General features: G+C 70.0%; 16 protein-coding genes. 11 read left to right on the forward strand and 5 right to left on the reverse strand.

Translation table 11 applies throughout. The features are described 5' to 3' along the window. The first annotated feature begins 184 nt into the window (after positions 1-184). From RM479_RS26200 to RM479_RS26215, 4 genes are all read left to right on the forward strand, one after another. The gene (locus RM479_RS26200) at positions 185-1,786 is read left to right on the forward strand and encodes an OmpA family protein (protein ID WP_311514358.1); all 1,602 of its coding nucleotides are present in this window, start codon (positions 185-187) and stop codon (positions 1,784-1,786) included. 179 nt (positions 1,787-1,965) lie between these two features. Continuing rightward, on the forward strand, positions 1,966-2,307 hold the full coding sequence (locus tag RM479_RS26205) for a hypothetical protein (RefSeq protein ID WP_311514359.1): 342 nt from the start codon (positions 1,966-1,968) through the stop codon (positions 2,305-2,307). A gap of 32 nt (positions 2,308-2,339) precedes the next feature. Then, positions 2,340-4,883, forward strand: a complete 2,544-nt coding sequence (locus RM479_RS26210; RefSeq protein WP_311514360.1) for a TPR repeat region-containing protein — start codon at positions 2,340-2,342, stop codon at positions 4,881-4,883. Positions 4,884-4,921: 38 nt separating this feature from the next. Next, positions 4,922-5,431 carry a hypothetical protein gene (locus RM479_RS26215; protein ID WP_311514361.1) on the forward strand — a complete coding sequence of 170 codons (510 nt, stop codon included), beginning with the start codon at positions 4,922-4,924 and terminating at the stop codon, positions 5,429-5,431. 159 nt (positions 5,432-5,590) lie between these two features. Here RM479_RS26215 and RM479_RS26220 read toward each other — a convergent pair whose 3' ends face one another. The 3 genes from RM479_RS26220 to RM479_RS26230 form a co-directional block, all read right to left on the reverse strand. Beyond that, on the reverse strand, positions 5,591-6,211 hold the full coding sequence (locus RM479_RS26220) for a hypothetical protein (RefSeq protein WP_311514362.1): 621 nt from the start codon (positions 6,209-6,211) through the stop codon (positions 5,591-5,593). A gap of 591 nt (positions 6,212-6,802) precedes the next feature. Then, positions 6,803-6,925 carry a DUF397 domain-containing protein gene (locus RM479_RS26225; RefSeq protein WP_397223214.1) on the reverse strand — a complete coding sequence of 41 codons (123 nt, stop codon included), beginning with the start codon at positions 6,923-6,925 and terminating at the stop codon, positions 6,803-6,805. After that, entirely contained in the window at positions 6,888-7,802 is a 915-nt protein-coding gene (locus RM479_RS26230; protein ID WP_311514363.1) for a helix-turn-helix domain-containing protein, read from the reverse strand. Before RM479_RS26230 ends, RM479_RS26225 begins: the two co-directional genes overlap by 38 nt. Positions 7,803-8,053: 251 nt before the next feature. Here RM479_RS26230 and RM479_RS26235 point away from each other — a divergent pair, with 251 nt between their 5' ends. Both RM479_RS26235 and RM479_RS26240 read left to right on the forward strand, forming a co-directional pair. Then, positions 8,054-8,623 (forward strand): ATP-binding protein, encoded by a 570-nt coding sequence (locus RM479_RS26235; RefSeq protein WP_311514364.1) that lies wholly within the window; start codon positions 8,054-8,056, stop codon positions 8,621-8,623. A 532-nt stretch (positions 8,624-9,155) separates the two neighbouring features. Beyond that, a complete protein-coding gene (locus RM479_RS26240; protein ID WP_311514365.1) occupies positions 9,156-9,413 on the forward strand; it encodes a hypothetical protein in 258 nt (85 codons plus the stop codon). A gap of 114 nt (positions 9,414-9,527) precedes the next feature. Here RM479_RS26240 and RM479_RS26245 read toward each other — a convergent pair whose 3' ends face one another. Next, the gene (locus RM479_RS26245) at positions 9,528-10,355 is read right to left on the reverse strand and encodes an alpha/beta fold hydrolase (RefSeq protein ID WP_311514366.1); all 828 of its coding nucleotides are present in this window, start codon (positions 10,353-10,355) and stop codon (positions 9,528-9,530) included. Between the two features lie 327 nt (positions 10,356-10,682). Here RM479_RS26245 and RM479_RS26250 point away from each other — a divergent pair, with 327 nt between their 5' ends. From RM479_RS26250 to RM479_RS26270, 5 genes are all read left to right on the forward strand, one after another. Continuing rightward, positions 10,683-11,786 carry a winged helix DNA-binding domain-containing protein gene (locus RM479_RS26250; protein WP_311514367.1) on the forward strand — a complete coding sequence of 368 codons (1,104 nt, stop codon included), beginning with the start codon at positions 10,683-10,685 and terminating at the stop codon, positions 11,784-11,786. A gap of 96 nt (positions 11,787-11,882) precedes the next feature. Next, positions 11,883-13,472: a hypothetical protein gene (locus RM479_RS26255; protein WP_311514368.1), complete on the forward strand. Its 1,590-nt coding sequence runs from the start codon at positions 11,883-11,885 to the stop codon at positions 13,470-13,472. Between the two features lie 179 nt (positions 13,473-13,651). After that, on the forward strand, positions 13,652-14,200 hold the full coding sequence (locus RM479_RS26260; protein ID WP_311514369.1) for a hypothetical protein: 549 nt from the start codon (positions 13,652-13,654) through the stop codon (positions 14,198-14,200). Between the two features lie 340 nt (positions 14,201-14,540). Further along, positions 14,541-15,947, forward strand: a complete 1,407-nt coding sequence (gene lpdA / locus RM479_RS26265) for a dihydrolipoyl dehydrogenase (RefSeq protein ID WP_311514370.1) — start codon at positions 14,541-14,543, stop codon at positions 15,945-15,947. A 167-nt stretch (positions 15,948-16,114) separates the two neighbouring features. After that, a complete protein-coding gene (locus tag RM479_RS26270; protein ID WP_274812915.1) occupies positions 16,115-16,813 on the forward strand; it encodes a hypothetical protein in 699 nt (232 codons plus the stop codon). Between the two features lie 69 nt (positions 16,814-16,882). On the opposite strand, the gene RM479_RS27660 is transcribed toward RM479_RS26270, so the two are convergent. After that, positions 16,883-16,993: a hypothetical protein gene (locus tag RM479_RS27660; RefSeq protein WP_449590059.1), complete on the reverse strand. Its 111-nt coding sequence runs from the start codon at positions 16,991-16,993 to the stop codon at positions 16,883-16,885. Positions 16,994-17,009: the final 16 nt, after the last annotated feature.

Consider the following 17,009-nt stretch of genomic DNA (forward strand, 5'->3'; position numbering starts at 1 on the left):
GGCCGGCCCGGCGGGAGGAGAGAGAAGGGGGCCGGCGGACGGGGAGGAAAGGATCGCCCTTCGTCGAGTCGAGCGCCGGACCCCATGGACTTTCCGCCCGTTGTGGGGCACCACGGTCGGTTCGACTCCCAGAGTGCTGGAGGATGTTCCCCGTACGTCTCCCCAACGATCGGAGTTCCCCCACATGGTGCGGAAGACGCCCCTCGCCGCGGCCGCGCTGATGGTCTCGGGCAGCCTCCTGCTGAGTGGCTGCACGATCACCGCGGACATATCGGACTGGTGGTCCGAGACGTTCGGGAACGCGTCCGGCCCTCCGGAGGTCGAAGAGGAGTTCCCGTACGTACGTGAGGGCCGCATCTTCCAGGACACCGGGCAGGACGCCGAGATGCGCTTCGCCATCACCGGCCTGGAGCGCACCGACGAGTACACCGTCATGTACTACGAGATCACCTATCTCGACGATTTCGCCGGCCCCAACCGGAATCTGAGCATGGCCCACACCCTCGTCGACCCCCTCACCGGCCGTGTCTACCGGCAGTACCTCGACGGGGACGGCCTCAAGTACGGGTCCGAGAGCCCCAACCAGGACGGCCTCTATCCCGTCCACGACGGCGTCACCAACGAGTACGTCCGCTACTTCCCCCGGATCCCGGACGAGGTCGCCCAGGTGACCTTCGTCGGCAGCGGCCTCGGCGCCATGACGGGCATCCCCGTCCAGGACGTCGAGGAGGAGCGTTCCGACCCGGACACCCCCAACGGGGCCGACCACCTCTCCCTCGACAACCCCCCGCCGCGCGGTGAGAACCTCACCTTCGTCAATCGGCGCCCCGACGAGAACGCCGTCGCCGACGAGGGATGGGTGCAGAGCTTCGTCGACTCCGAGATCGCCTCCACCACCCGTGACGGCGACCGCGAGATCATCTCCCTGCACTCCGACGTCATGTTCGAGTTCGACCGCTCCGACCTGACCCCGGAGGCGGAGGAGGTCGTCCGACGGGCCGCCACCACCCTCGCGAACAACGTCGATCCGGACGAGCCGACCATCACGATCATCGGTCACACCGACGGCATCGGCGACGACGCCTACAACGACCGACTGTCGGTCCAGCGCGCCGAGAGCGTGCGCGACCTGCTCGCCGAGGAGATCGGCACGGGCTTCGCCCTGGAGGTCGAGGGCCGCGGCAAGAAGGAGCCCGTCGCCCGTGAGGGCGGCCCGGACGACGAACAGGCCCGGGCCCGGAACCGGCGCGTGGAGTTCTCCTACGTCTTCAACGACACCGTCGAGGCGACGGAGGAAGAGGAGTACGACGAGGACGGCCTGGACACCGCCCAGCGCAACGTCACCTGGCCGGCCCCCTACGACGACGACCCGGGTTCGGTCGTGGCCGAGAGCGAACAGGACGGCATCCGCCTGGAGGTCTACCCGCTGCGTCGCGACGGCGCCTACGTGATCGGCACGGTCGCGTTCACGAACATCACCGACGAGCCGCTGATCCCCGAAATGGGCGGCTCCGACGTGGTCGCCGGTGGCCCGGAGCAGTTCGGCAAGGGCACGCTGGGCGGCTTCCAGCTGTTCGAGCCGGAGAGCGGCCTGGTGCGGTACGTGGCGCAGATGGACTTCGGCGACGGGCGTTACAGCAGCTTCGCCGAAGAGGTCCACGTCCTCCAGCCGGACAACACGTACAACCTGGTCGCGGTGTTCCCGGCCCCGGCCGCGAGCGTGGAGGAGCTGACCCTGCGCGCCGGCCCGTTCGGGGAGTTCGAGGAGATCCCGGTCGAGTACTAGGGGTACCGGACCGGACCACGGGGGCCGTCGGCGTCACGCCGACGGCCCCCGTTCGCGTTCACGGCGTCCCGGACGAGGGATCACGAAGGGGTAACCATGCGTGAAACCCTCAACTGTTACCTTCTCCCCGCGATCTACGTATGACGGTGGTCCCGTTCCGACGAAGGTGGTGATCCGCGATGAGCGGTGGAACCGGTGTGAATCCGAACGAGGCGCGTCAGGGCGGTGAGGACGCGGAGGCACTGGCCGCGGCCATGGCGGGCCTGGCCGACGCCTTCGACCTGACCGTCGACGACGCGATCCGGGTCGCGGGCGAGGAGGACGTCGAGGCCGGATGGCGGTCCTTCCGGGAACGCCACCTCCAAGGGTTCGTGGACGTGCAGGGGCACGGTCTCCAGTTGGCCGACAACATCCAGGCGGGGGCGAGCGAGATCGCTCTCAACGACCTGGAGAGTGCCGACGAACTCTCCGGCGCGACCCAGGACGTGCCCCCCGGCCTGGGCAACGTGAACTTCTACTGACCCCCCACCCCGCTCCCCGATGAGGAACCCCCGTGGCTTCTTTCGACCTCTCTCTCAGCCTGCGCACCATCGACGCCGTACCCGCCCTGGTCCGGGCGCGTGCCACCGACTTCGAGGAACTCAACGGGCGGGTGCTCGGTGACTCCGAGAACCTCCAGGCGAGCCTGGACGGGGCCGCCGGGCAGTTCACGAGCATCCTGGCCTGGGACATCAGCGCTCTGTCCGCCGAGGACCGGCAGCTGTGGGTGGACACCGCCGTCGCCCTCACCTACGCGGCCATGGTCAGCGACATGTGGGCCGACCACGTCGAGGAATTCCGGGACGGCCGCGACGAGCTGATGGAGGAGTGGCGCACGGCCGTCACCGAGCGGGAGGGGCGGGTGCCGGGCAAGTACGCCTCCAGTCTCATCACGTCGACCTTCCCCGAACGCGAGTGGTACTTCTGGGCCGAGGAGAACACCTGCCGCGACCTCTACGACGAACTCGTCGACAAGCGGGAGAACATCCAGGGCCGCTTCGACACCCTGTGGAACACCTACCAGGAGCACGTCGAGGAGATCGGCGACATGCTGGAGGAGGGCCCGACCAAGGCCAACGTGCAGAAGCTCATCGACGGCGGCCAGGCCAACTGGGCGTTCTACAACCTCGACCCGAACAAGTACACGATGCTGGTCGACCGGAACGAGTTGACCGAGGAGAACGCCCAGGAGTGGTCCACGGAGCTGGCCGCCTACTGGTCGGGTGACAAGCCGCTGGACGACCGGTACCACGAGCTGATGCTCGTGATGGCCATGATCGGCACCAACGCCAAGCAGGCCCAGAACACCGGGAGCGGTTTCCGCTCCGAGGAGATCGACTTCCTGGAGGCCTTCTACACGAACCTGGAGATGGAGGGCGGGGGCCACTCCACGGGCGTCCTGTCCGTTCCGGCGTGGATGGAGGGCGACCACATGAGCGGCGAGGAACGCGCCCACGCCCTCGGCGTGCTCGGCGACGGACTGCTCACCCTCTCCGACGAGGACCTGGGCGGCGGCTACGACCTGTTGCCCCAGAGCGTGCGCCGGGCGGCGGAGGGACCCTTCCTCCACCTGCCGGGTGAGAACGAGATGCCGTACCACCTGGTCTCCTACCAGGAGGACGCGCGGGCCCTGTCGCACCTGCTCCGCCACACCGACGACGAGCTCCGGGGCGGCGACGCCTTCTCCACCAACCTCACCCTGGGCGCCGGCGCGTACATGCACTACTGGGGCGCGGAGGGCGAGAACGGCTGGGTGGTGTCGGAGGAGCTGGCCCCGCTGGTGGAGGTCGGCACCCGCAACGAGGACGCCAACCACTACGTCCTCACCGGCGAGTACCCGAACGGGAAGACGGAGATCCCGGGTCTGCCGGAGCTCGCCCCGCACGAGCGCACCAACGCCGTCGAGGGCATCCTCACCTACGAGTGGCACGACGACGGCGCCACCGCGCGCGGACTCGTCGACTGGATGGCCGAGGACGCCCTCAGCGAGGACGACGAGGTGCGGGAGCGCGCGGGCACGGCGGCGGCGGGTTTCGTGGAGACGGTGACCACGGCCGAGATGCAGAAGGCGCTCACCGACACCGGTGTCGATGTGGGCGACAGCAAGGACGCGTCGTTCACCGAGTTCAACCCCGAACTCGCGGACGCGTTCGCCGGGGTCTTCGATTCCTACATCTTCAGCTTCGCCGAGAGCGTCATCGAGGACGCCGACAACGAGTTGATCACCGGTGTGGGCGACTACAACCCCGAGACCGGCGGGTTCAACATCGGTATCCAGGAGCGGGCCGCCTACATGCAGTACCTCATGGGAGACGAGGCCGCCGCGACACGCGTCATCAACTCGGCGTCGGCCTACGAGTACGCGGCCACCGAGCTCTACATCGCGACCGGGGACAACGAGGTCGCCTCGCTCGGACCCGCGACCCTTCATTCCCTCATCGAAACGGGCATCTCCATGGAACTCGCCGACCGGGTCGGCGACGACAAGGCGGCCCAGGAGCGCAGGGAGGAGCTGTACGGCTTCGCTCTGGGCGAGGCGGGAAAACTGGCGGAGAAGATCCCGGTCATGGGCGCGGTCATCAACAAGGGGCTGGGCCTGGGATCGGATTCGATCGTCGAGTACCTTGCCGCGTCCGACGTGGAGATCGTCCCGCACGTCCCGGGCAACGGGAACGACAACGAGGAGACGCGCCGGATCAACCAACAGACGGAGTTCCTCGCCCACATCCTGGACTCCGGCAACGAGGCCGTCCTGAAGGGGCCGGGCGAGGCGCACATGGAGGACCTGGAGAGGTACGGGATCGTCTCCTACAGGGAGGACGGTTCGATTCGGGTCGAGACCGACCGCGGCAGATGGAACGTGACCGATGAGCCGGGAGGAGGGACGACCGATGCCGCCAACGCGCTCCACGCGGCTTTGAACAGTACGCTGATCGACCCCTCGAACCGGGAGCCCGCGAACGGCAACACCCTGTACAACGAGTTCGCGACCCCTTACAACACCCGGTACGACCTGGTGCAGGAGCTGGGACGCCGGGAGCCGGAGGGCGACGAATGATGAGGCGTTCCCGTGGGGGAGTGCGGCGGTACGGGCACGTGCCTCCTCCGCTGGCGGCGATGCTCGTGCTCCTCTTCGCCGGTGCGTGCGCTCCGACGGGCGGGGAGGGCGATCCGCCGGTGGAGGAGGTCACGTCGGTCGGTCCGCACGCCGAATGGGTGAGGCAGGTCGTGCGGACGTTCACCCTGGAGCGCATGTTCATCGAGCAGGACCCCGACACGTTGACCGCCGACACCGGAGACGGGCCCAGGGACGTGCTGGTGGAAGCCGGTGTCCTGGTGGAGGACGGTGAGGGCCTGCGGGTGGAGTCCGATCCGGCGGACTGGGCCCTCTCCGACGAGGGCCTGAGCGGGGACGGCCCGCTGATCTCGCACGTGAACCAGGCTCTGGCCGACTTCATGCGGGTGAACACGGTGACCTGGTGCGGTCCCGAGGTTCCCGGGGACGTCTTCGTCTCCGCCTATCCCGGTAGCGACGGCGATGCGTTCGAGACCCGCGATGAGTACGAGGCGGACATCGCCGACTACGTCGACTGCGGGACCGGGTGACCGTGGGTTCCGGTTCGGCGTGTGTCCTCGCACCGCTCGGTGCGGTGGACCCGTCGGTGGCGTGCGGTACCGCCGAGGGTTCGGGGAGCACGGGACCGAGCCACGGAGAGGGGCCGGGTCGCCTTCTCCCGGACGGAACGTGAGGTGACCGTGTGCGGGTCAGGCGGTCGGGGCGCGCCCCTGGGCGGTGACGGCGGCGACCACGGCGTCGGCGGTCCGCTCGGTGCCGCGGGAGCCGTCGACGTAGGGCTCGGCGAGGTGGAGCCGGTCGATCTCGGCGCGCATGAGTTCCTGGAAGCGGAGCGTGCGGGCGAGGAACGCGTCGATGAGCCGTTGCTCCTCAGGGGCGGCCCCCGCGTGGTCCGAGCCCGTGTACACGCGGTGGCGCAGGAGGTCTTCCGGGGCGGTGAGCCATACGGCCCCGGTGCTCGGGGTGGCGAGCCCGGCCACCCGGGGCGGCCACAGGGCCGACCCCTCCAGCACCAGGCCGGGGCCGTCGCCGACGGCGTGCGCGGCGACGGTCTCCTCGACGCGCGGCCAGAGACGTTCGTAGTGGGCGAGGACGGAGCCGATGAGGTCGTCGAGGGGGAGCGTGCCGTAGTGCTCGGCGACGTGCGCGGGCACCTCCCGTTCGGGCGTCCGCCAGGGCCGCCCGGGGTGCCGGGCGAGGAGATCGGTGCGGGCGTGCGAGAAGCCGAGCCGCTCGGCGAGCACCCGGGCGATCGTGGACTTTCCGGTGTGCGAGGTACCGCCGATGAGGATCACCCGTGTGTCGCGCATACACCCGACCGTAGCGACCGCACTCCGGGCACGGGGCGTCGTCGGCGAGGTCGGTGACGGCCTCGCGCGGACTCGGCATGGTCTCCGGACCCCGGGGCGGGGTGGCCACGACCCCGGGCGCTCGACAGGCGTCGCGAGGTCTCTGCTTCACCGGTGTCCATGAACGTGGTTTCGGCAGAAGCTATAGCCGTCCGGGGGGTGGATGTCGACCGATCTCCGAGAATTGCCGAGGGGATGTTCGGAACGGCGTTGTCGCAGGTCAGAAGAGTATCCCTTATTGTCCGAACTTCATGTGCATTGGTTGGTGTATGACCGGAATGCGCTTCGGGGATACAGGTGAACGAGAACGGCCGACCGGGGGTGTGCCGGTCGGCCGTTGATCGGGATCGAAACCTTGGAGGCCCGAACCTTCAGGCTGCGGAGGAGCGCGGTCCAGACGTCAGGGTCATGGTCGAGGTGTCCCAGGGGGTGGTTCCGGGTGTCACGGACAAGGACGGGAGAGGCCCCTCGGTCACCTCTACGCGACTGCCTTCGCCGACGCTGTGGCCGCTCATATGTCGGTTTCCTCCATGGCGATCCTCTCGCGCGGGCTCAGGCGTGGTGCTTCACGCCCTGGACGAAGGACGCCCACGCCCTGGCGGAGTAATCGATGTGTCCGAGGGGTCGGTTCTGGGTGTCACGGACCAGAACGCTCCGCCCTTCGGCCACCTCCACGCAGCTGCCTTGCGCCGCGCTGTAGCTGCTCTTGTGCCACAGGAGCTCGCCGCGCTCGTGCTTGCTCTTCAATGCTCTCCCTGACCTTCCTGACAAATTCAACGCTCGCCCCCATGGGTAGTGCCTCGGCTTGCAGCAGACCGAAGATGGTCATGCACTTCTGCACGGTCTCTTGGTCATCGATGAGCACTTCGCCGCTTGCATACTCGGCGGAGGCCAGCGGCGGATTGTCGGGAAAGGTGTAGATCCGGAACGGGCCAGCGGCGCCGGGGTGATACAGGGTCCTCGGGGGTGTGACCTGGAAGCGGATCTTGCCTTCCCCGACAAGTTGCAACACCCAATCGAGTTGGGCGATTTGGGTGGTTTCGTCACCCATAATGAGGTCTAGGACGAACGCCTCTACCACGACAGACACTAGCGGAGGATGGTCCCTCTCAAGTATCTCTTGCCTCTTTTTTCTCGCCAGCACCATCTCTTCCACCTCGTCGGTGGTGGCCCACGGGGCGGTGTGCTGGATCGTGGTTCGGGCGTACTCGGGGGTCTGAATCAGTCCGGGGAAGATCTGGGACTGGTACTCCCGAAGCTCGGTTGATTGTTGTTCCAGCTTCGGGACCTTTTTGTACCAGGGTGGGATGGTTCCAGAGGCCTGGTTTCTCTCCCATGCCCGGAGCAGCTGACCGTTGGCGTTCAACGCCCGGTCGAGCTTGGACGCCTGGTCCTCGCTCATGCCCCGCTTGCCGTTCTCCCAAGCGGAGACGTGCGCGGCAACCACGCTGGCGTAAGGCGCGAGCTCTGCCTGGGTCAGCTTGGCCTTGCTGCGGAGGGCCTTGAGTTCCTTGCCCACCCTGGCCCATTCGGGCTTGCGGCGATCCGTCATTCGTCACCTGCTCAACCAAGGGGGGAAACCGGAGAGAACCACGATGCAACGGCTTCTCAACCGCTCGCAACCGATTCACCGAAATGTTGTCCCTGTGGTTGATTCACTGGTGTTTCCGTGAAGTCCTGCCCCAAGGTGTTGTCACGAAGCCGCACGGTAACCGAAACCGAAAGGGTCTTTGGACCCCTCACGTTCGGGCCGAGTGGTTCGCGGCGTCGTCGGACAGCGAGGCGGAAGGCGGAAGAACACGGATGGGATCGGTGACCCGCATGGACCCCCGTCGAGAACGACCGGAGACGGCCGACGACATCGGGGGGGTGGCGCCCCGACCACCCTGTCCCGAGATGTCCGGGCCGGTGCCGCTGCCCCGGCGCACCATCGAGGCGCGGGACCGGGCCGCGATCATCGTGGACGTCGGGACCGGGGAACTCGGGCACTCGCTCACACTGCCGGGCACCCCGGAACAGACCGCGGTCCTGCGTCGGTACATGGCGGCGCTCGCGCTCCTGCCCGCCCCGAAGAGCGATGTACTCCAAGGGCTGGTCAGTGAGCTGTTCACCAACGCCGTCCGGCACTCGCGCAGTGGACTGCCGGGCGGCGAGGTCGTCGCGACACTGCACCGGCTGCGGGGACGGGTACAGGTCCGGGTGACCGACCAGGGGCCCTACGGCGACGTTCCCGGGACCCCGCACGTGCGCGAGCAGGACCTGGAACGCGAAGGCGGGTTCGGGATGAGGTTGGTCGCCATGCAGGCGGACAGGTGGGGGACCCTGTCCGAGGGCGGGCGGACCACGGTCTGGTTCGAGCTGGATCGAGGGTGACGCGGGCGATGGGCTGGAACAGCGCCGACGACGGTGAACAGTACGGGGCGGCGCGGCGGCTCGACGCCGAGGCGGGGCCGTGGTGGACGGTGATGTGGGCCCCGGCGCTCCGGGCGTACGTGGCGTTCTACCGGGGGAGTGAAGCGGTCCGTTGGCAGGGCGCGCCCACCCCGGAGGGGCTCGTGGAACGGTTGAGGGAGGCGGAACGCGGAATCGGTCGTGACGGGACGAGTCCGCGGCTTCCGGTGTCTCGAAGGGGGAGCGGCGGCGCGCATCGGCGGGCGCCGAAGGAGGAGAGCGGTCACCTCGTCCAGGGGGCCGTCCCGGCGCGCCGGGCGTTGACCGTCCGCCTGCGCGGACCGCGGGCGGGCACCCGAACGGTGGCGGTCCCGGGCGAGGAGACGGCGGACGGCTACTGGACCTGTCCGGCGCAGGCGTGTTCGTGGACGTCGGTCAATCCGATGTCGCATCCGTGTCCGGTGGGGTCCTCCGTGCGTGAGGGGGCGAGAGACGTCCCGGTGGGAGGTCCGACGTGGTGAGAACCGATCCGGCCTCGGTGTACGAGGCACTGCTCATGTTGCAGGAGGGACGGCGGGACACGGGCGAGCGGACGACCGGCTGGGAGTGGCCGATCGCGCAGCCGACCCTGTGCGAGGTGATCGCGTCCCTGGAGATGGTCTACGACCTCGCCGAAGGCACGGCCGAGGACGCCGAGGCGATCCTCTACCTGGTGCGCACGTTGCGCACCCTCCGCGCTCTCGCCCCCGACCCCCGCTCCGCCCACCACTGACCCCCGAGCGTCCGCCCCGTTCTCACGGCGGTGGCATCCGAGAAGAGCCGGAAGTGTGCGGGTGTGCCGGTTCGTGGGCGTGTGCTCCTTCGGTGATGCGCGGTCGGGACGCGGTCACCCGGCGGGTGGTCGGGGAGAGAGCCAGCGGCGGAGTTCGTCGGCGAGGGCGACCGGTGCGTCGAGCTGGATGAGGTGTCCGGCCCCGGGGACGAGCGACAGTGTGCTGTGCGGGATCGCCGCGTGCAGGCGGTGGGCGCGGTCGACGGGTATCCAGGTGTCCTCGGTGCCCCAGACGATGTGCACCGGGAACGACAGGTCGGCCAACCGTGGCTCCACCTGCTCGGTGAAGCGTTCGTCGGCCTGGGCGATCTGCCGGTAGAACGCCGCCTTCCCCTCCCCGCCGAGCCACGGGGCGGCGAGCGTGTCGAGGTCGTCGTCGCGCAGACCGCGATGGCCCGCACCGGAGATGTAGGCGCGCAGGGCGCCCTCGTGCACGGCGTCGGGGAGGAGCGCGAAGACCTCCGCGTTCTCCTTGACCAGGGTGAAGAACGGCGATCCCCAGGGCCGCAGCGCCACCACGTCCACCAGGCACAGGGCGGAGTACCCGGCGCCGTGCAGGAGCGCGGCGCGCAACGCCACGGCGCCCCCGTAGTCGTGGGCGATGACACGTGGGCGGTCCAGCCCCCAGTGGTCCAGGAGCGCCGCGAACGCCTCACCCTGCACGCCCAGGTCGACGGGGTGTTCCGGGTCCTTCGAGGAGGCGCCGTAACCGGGCATGTCCCACAGGTGGACGGTGAAGTCCCGGGCCAGCGCGTCGGCGAAGGGCGACCACAGCCGGGAGGACCACGGCGTGCCGTGGCACAGGACCACGGGCGGTCCCTCGCCCCGCCTGCCCCACGCGATCCTTCGTCCCCGCCACTCGAACACCTCGTCCACGTTCATGCCCTCAGCTTGCCGGAGAACGGAGACGCGAGGCCGTTGTCCACAGGGTCTCTTTCCGGGCCGGGGCGGTCGGCGGTGGTCTCGTCCGCCCTCACCGGTGTGGAACCGATCGCGCGGTGCGCGCTCTCCTCACCGCGTGACGTCCGGCCGGCCCGTTCCTTCGGCCGGTCCGTGGCGTGGGGTCCACCGGTGCGCCACGCGGGGAACGGGCCCGGGGGCACGGGTAGGGGACGTGGGGACCCATGCGTCCGTGAGACGAGGAATGTCGGATTCGACCGATACAGTGCCGGGGAACCCCCGTTGCCGAGTCCGTCGAGGGAGCCAGCCATGGCCGGGACCGTCCTCAGCACCCGCGCGCTGAATCGGGCCACGCTCGACCGCCAGCTCCTCCTCGCCCGCACCGACCGTTCCGTCGAGGACGTGGTCACCCACCTGGTCGGCCTCCAGGCCCAGACCACCCACACCTGGTACCTCGGCCTGGAGAACCGCATCGACGGCCTGGACCCCCACGCCGTCGGTCGGATGCTCACCGACGGCGACCTGGTGCGGATCACCCTCATGCGCGGCACCATCCACCTCGTCACCCCTCGGGACTGCCGGATCCTGCGTCCCACCGTGCAACCCGCCATCGATCGCGGTTTCTCGGGCAGCGAACACGGCCAGGCCACCCGCGGCATGGACCTCGACGCCATCGCCCGCGCCGGGTACGAACTCCTCCTCGCCCGCCCGATGACCCCCCGGGAACTCGGTGAACGTCTGGAGGAGCGCTGGCCCGAGGTGAACGGCGACCATCTGGCCCAGGCGGTCAAGGACCGGCTCCCGTTGGTGCAGATCCCCCCGCGCGGAGTGTGGGGCGCCAACGGTTCGCCCGCGTTCGCGCCCGCCGAGACCTGGACCGGGTCGACCATGGACGCCGACGCCGATCCCGAGTCGCTGGTGCTGCGTTACCTGGCGGCGTTCGGCCCCGCGAGTGTCAAGGACGTCCAGGCCTGGTCCTCGCTCACCAGGCTCAAGCGGGTCTTCGACGGCCTGCGCGATCGGCTGGTGGAACTGCGGGCGGAGGACGGCACCGTGCTGTTCGACCTGCCCGAGGCCCCCCGGCCCGGCGAGGACGTCACCGCCCCGGTGCGGTTCCTCTACGACTTCGACAACGTGCTGCGCGGCCACTTCGACCGCAGCCGGGTCCTGCCCGACGAGTACCGATCCCGTCTCGCCTCGCGCAACGGCATGCCACCGGCGACGGTGCTCGTGGACGGATTCGTGCGCGCCGCCTGGAAGGTCGTGCGCGGCAAGGGCGCCGTCCCCCACATGGAGGTGACCCCGTTCGCGCCGATCAACGGCGTCGACCGGGACGCCGTTGTCGCCGAAGGCGAGCGCACTTTGGCCTTCCTGGAACCCGGGGGACACGGGGTCCGATTCGCCGAGGTCTGAGTCCTCCCCATCCGCGCCTATCGTTCATCAGTGCCCTGATGTGGACGTATGCATCCGGACCACGGACAATACGGGTGTATATGGAAGGATTCTCGGGTGACTGAAGAGTTCCGTGCCGCGTTCCAACGCGTGCTCGACACCGCGGCCGAACAGGCGCCCGGGTTCTCCGGGGCCGTGCACGACGTCTTCCGGCTCTCCTCGCAGGTGCCGGAGGAGGAGCTGAGCTCCGCCATGGAGGCGCTGGCCCCGGTGCTGGCCGACTGCGAATCCGTGGCGGGCATCGCCGCCGACCTCGCGGTCCTGGCCGGTGCCCTGGTGGAGGCCGGCGCCCCCGCCGGACAGGTGGGTCTGGAGGTGCTGCGCCAACTCGGCAGTTACGGTCAGGCCGCGGTCGCGTTCATGCACGCCTGGGAGAAGACCGGCGGCGGCACGCCGCCGTCCCCCCTCGAAGTCGGAGAGGCCGAGGAGGAACGGGTCGAGGAGGTCCTGGGCGAGAACGCGCCCCTGGCCACCGTGGGCTGGTGGACCTCCCTGCGGTACGGCCTCGCCGCGAAGGCCATGCTCGGTGACTCCCGGGTCCGGGCGGCCGTGCGCTCCGACGCCGGCGCCCTGGAGGGGCTCGGCCAGATCGTGCACGCGCTGTCCACCCGTCTGCCCGAGTTCACCGAGGTCGGCGAACTCCTGCGGATGGCCGAGGCGGAGATGGTCCTGGTGCTGGACCGGTCCTCCTGGCGGGGGTTCCGGGTCCGCTTCGACGGCATCGGCGACAACTTCCAGCTGCACACCCTGTTGGCCGACGCCCTCATCGGCAAGGAAGGGCGCAGGCTCGCCGGCGACCGTCCCGACCCCAGGTGGACGGCGGCCTGTCTGGACGCCCAGCCGGACCCGTTGGCCGACGTCGTGCGCGGCGAATGGGATCTGGTCGGCGGTGACGGGACGTGGGTCGGCAACGAGGCGTGCCCCGCCGACATCCCCTTCGTGGACGGGGAGCGGGTGCTGGTCCTGGAACCGCAGACGCTCACCCACTCGTGGCGGGCGGGACGCCGTCACCCCCAGATCCCCGGTGGTCTGACGATCCTTGAGGAACTGCACCCGGACGAGGCCACCGCATGGTGGTCGCGCATGCATCCGGCCGGTTCGGTGCGCCACCCGTTGGCGCCCGAGATCGACCACGGCGACACCGGGTCGCACCGGCCGCCCCGCCACTTCGGTGTGGCGGCGCACTTCGAGGAGGTCGACTCGGGGCCGATGTCGTCGACGTTCTCGGCCCTGGACGCGGAGACGGTCGCCTCCGAGGAGACGGACCCCGAGGGCGGTGCCGAGCCGTGGGCGGAGGCCTACCCGCGCGAGGCCGTGGGGTGGGTCGACGAACCCGCGTCCGAGCCCGAACCGTGGCCTCTCCAGGCGTCGTCCGAGCCGTGGTCGTCCCCGTCGACCCCCGAGTCCGGACTCGAACCCGAGCCGTGGACCGCGCAGCCGTCCTCCGGATCGTGGCCGGTCCGCTCGTCCTCCGACCCGTGGGCCGCCGAGCCGGCACCGGAACCCCGGGGCTCCCTGCCGCCCGACGACGGTCGCCCGCCCGGCGCCCATCTGATGCCACCGCTCCCGCCGGGGGTGTCGGAGAGCTGGGCGTGGGCGCCCGAGTGGAAGTGGCCGCCGCCGCCCGCACCGGATCCGTCCGCCTGACCGACCCGCCCGGCCCTCCGTGCCGGACGGCGCGGAACCGGCCGCGGTCGGCTCCGTGGCTCCGCGGCTCCGTCCCTCCGGGCGCCCCGGCCCGTGCGGGCGGGACCGGCCCTCGACCCCCGGGGGCGCGTTCCGACACGTCCCACATCCCCCTGTTCTCCCCCTCCCAGGAGTTCCCAGTGCCCGACCCCGTCATCGCCTCCGACCCGGAGAGCCCCGACACCCCCGCCCCCCGGGCACGGCCGAACCCGTGGCCGGCGCGCGTCGCCCTCATCGCCGCGGCCGGTCTGGTCGTGGGCGGTGTCGCCTACGCCGGGGTGGAGATCGCCGACGCGTTCACCCCCGCGACCACCTCCCCGGACGTCTCCGCCGCCGAGACCGCGCGGGACCCAGGTGAGCGGCGCACCACCTCCCTGATCGCCGACCCCGCCGAGGAGACCGCACAGGAGACGGCCACCGACCCCGCGCCCGGCGGCGAGGCGGAGCCGCCGGCCGGTGGCGGCGGGACGAACGGCGCGTCCGCCGACGGCACCGTCCCGACGGGCACCACGAACGGGGGCACGGGGGAGGACCCGCGCAAGGAGATCCTCCACGGCATCCTCACCACCCCGCAGGAACGCCCGCCCCTGCACAACCCGTGCGACCAGGCCTGCGTCGACGCGGAACGGGAACGCCTGGAGGCGGATGTCGAACCGGTGGTCGTCGAGTTCGACATCGAGGACCACTGAGCCGAACTCGACGGCCCCTCCAGGGCGCCCCACCCGGGACATCCCGCTCCGGGAGCGGGCCGCGCCCGGACGTCGTCGTGGTCGGCCCGGTCCGTGCCCCCACCCGGCGTCCCGCACCCCGCCCGACTCCTCGCGCCGGACCCGCACCCGCGACCGGGAGCGGCCCGGCGTCCCCCGGGGACCGGTCGGAACACGTTCGTGAACAGCCCGTTCGCGACGGAGGGAGCGGAGGGTCGCCCACAGGGGGCACCGACCCGACTAGGCTGGCGTTCGGCAATCCGACATCCCGGCAGGCCGAACGCGCTGGGTGAGTCACGAGCACACTCAAGGAGATCCCGTCATGGGACAGCGACACTTCGATCTGGTGGTCCTCGGCGCCGGTCCGGGCGGCTACGTCGCCGCGATCCGGGCCGCTCAGCTCGGTCTCAAGACCGCCGTGATCGAGAAGAAGTACTGGGGCGGCGTGTGCCTCAACGTGGGCTGTATCCCCTCCAAGGCCCTGTTGCGCAACGCCGAGCTGGCGCACCTCTTCACCAACGAGGCCGACGTCTTCGGTATCAAGACCGAGGGCAAGGTCGAGTTCGACTACGGCAAGGCGTTCAGCCGCAGCCGTGAGGTCGCGGACGGCCGGGTCAAGGGCGTTCACTTCCTGATGAAGAAGAACAAGATCACCGAGATCGACGGACACGGCACCTTCATCGACGACCACACCATCGAGGTCGCGGGTGAGGACGGCGCCGCTGAGACCGTCACCTTCGACAACGCGGTCATCGCCGCCGGTTCCTCCACCAGGCTGCTGCCCGGCACGGAGCTGTCGGAGCGGGTCGTCACCTACGAGGAGCAGATCCTCGAATCCGAACTCCCCGGCAGCGTCATCATCGCCGGCGCGGGTGCCATCGGTGTCGAGTTCGCCTACGTCATGGCCAACTACGGCGTGGACGTCACCATCGTCGAGTTCCTCGACCGCCTCGTCCCGCTGGAGGACCCGGAGATCTCCAAGGAGCTCGGCCGGGCCTACAAGAAGCTCGGCGTGAAGGTCCTGACCTCCACCCGCGTCGAGAGCGTCGAGGACACCGGGAACAACGTCAAGGTCACCGTCACCACCCCCGAGGGCGACGAGAAGGTCCTGGAGGCCGACAAGCTGCTCCAGGCCATCGGGTTCGCGCCCAACGTCGAGGGCTACGGCCTGGAGAAGACCGGCGTGGAGCTCACCGACCGGCGCGCCATCGCCATCGACGGCCGGGGTCGCACCAACGTGCCGCACATCTTCGCGATCGGCGACGTGACCGCCAAGCTCATGCTGGCGCACACCGCCGAGGCGATGGGCATCGTCGCGGTGGAGACGATCGCCGGGGCCGAGACCCAGGAGATCGACTACAAGTTCATCCCGCGCGCCACCTACTGCCAGCCGCAGGTCGCCAGCTTCGGCTACACCGAGGACGAGGCCCGCGAGGCCGGCTTCGACGTGCGGGTGGCCAAGTTCCCGTTCATGGCCAACGGCAAGGCGCACGGCCTCGGCGACAGCCGCGGGTTCGTCAAGGTCCTCTCCGACGCCGAGTACGGGGAGATCCTGGGCGCCCACATGGTCGGCCCCGACGTCACCGAGCTGCTGCCGGAGCTGACCCTGGCCCAGCAGTGGGACCTGACCGTTCACGAGGTGTCGCGCAACATCCACGCCCACCCGACGCTGAGCGAGGCCGTCAAGGAGGCCGTGCACGGCCTGTCCGGGCACATGATCAACTTCTAGCCGGACCACGGGCGGCACCCCGGCCGGGGTGCCGCCCGTCCCGTTCCCGGGGCCGGGCCGACGCGGGTCCGGTGCCGGGCGGGCCCGGGAGTTGCTAAGTTTCCCTGTGTCCCCCGCCGGAAGCGTCCCCTTTCGTCCGGCGCCCTCCCGAAAACCGAAAGCCACCCATGCGACTGATCCCGTCTTCCCCCCTGTCGTGCCTGGGCACGGCCGTCGTCGCCGTCGTGATCGGCGGATTCGCGCTGGTCGGCTGCGACGTCGTCGATCTCGACGAGTTCGACACGGACTTCAGCCTCTTCTCCGGGGACGAGGAGGCCTCCCCGAGTCCGGGGGCGAGTGCGAGTCCGAGCCCGGGAGAGGAAGAGGGGGAACCGGAGGACACCGCGGAGTACGCGCTGCCGGAATCGTGTGCGGAGGCGGGCGCCGCGGAGGTCGTCGGCGACCTGGCCCCGGGGACCGTGCTCGCGGAGGACCGCCGCGAGGTCGACGGGTTCGCCGATGCCGAGCAGCTGACCTGCTCGTTCAGCGAGGGCACCGGGGCTCCGGGCGCGCCCACGTTCACCCTGGTGTTCACCCTCAACGTGGACCCGAGCCTGAGCCCCGACGTGGTGGCGGTGCCGGGTGCCGAGGAGGAGATGAACTGGGAGGTGGACATCGACGTGGACGTCGACACCTACCACACGGACGAGGCCGACTCCCTGGGCGGAGACCTCGAATACGTGGGCACGGTGGACGGGAGCACGCGCCACCTGTACCTGTCCCTGCCCGGCGAGCTGTACGTGACGGCGATCGCCTACGGCGAGGACGTGCCGCGCGAGGAACTGGAGCGCGTGGTGCTCCTGGCCGCGGAGCGGGTGCGCGGCTGACCCGGACAACGGACAGGGGCCGTCTCACCGGTGTCCGGTGAGACGGCCCCTACCCCGCGTCCCTGCCTCTCAGCCCTGGTCCAGCAGGCGGGCGCAGCGGATCAACCCCAAATGCGAGTACGCCTGCGGATGATTGCCCAACGCCCGCTCGCTCACCGGATCGAACTCCTCGGGCAACAACCCCGTCGGACCCGCG

Origin of the sequence: Nocardiopsis lambiniae, from assembly GCF_031845465.1 — a bacterium.
GTDB classification, from domain to species: domain Bacteria; phylum Actinomycetota; class Actinomycetes; order Streptosporangiales; family Streptosporangiaceae; genus Nocardiopsis; species Nocardiopsis lambiniae.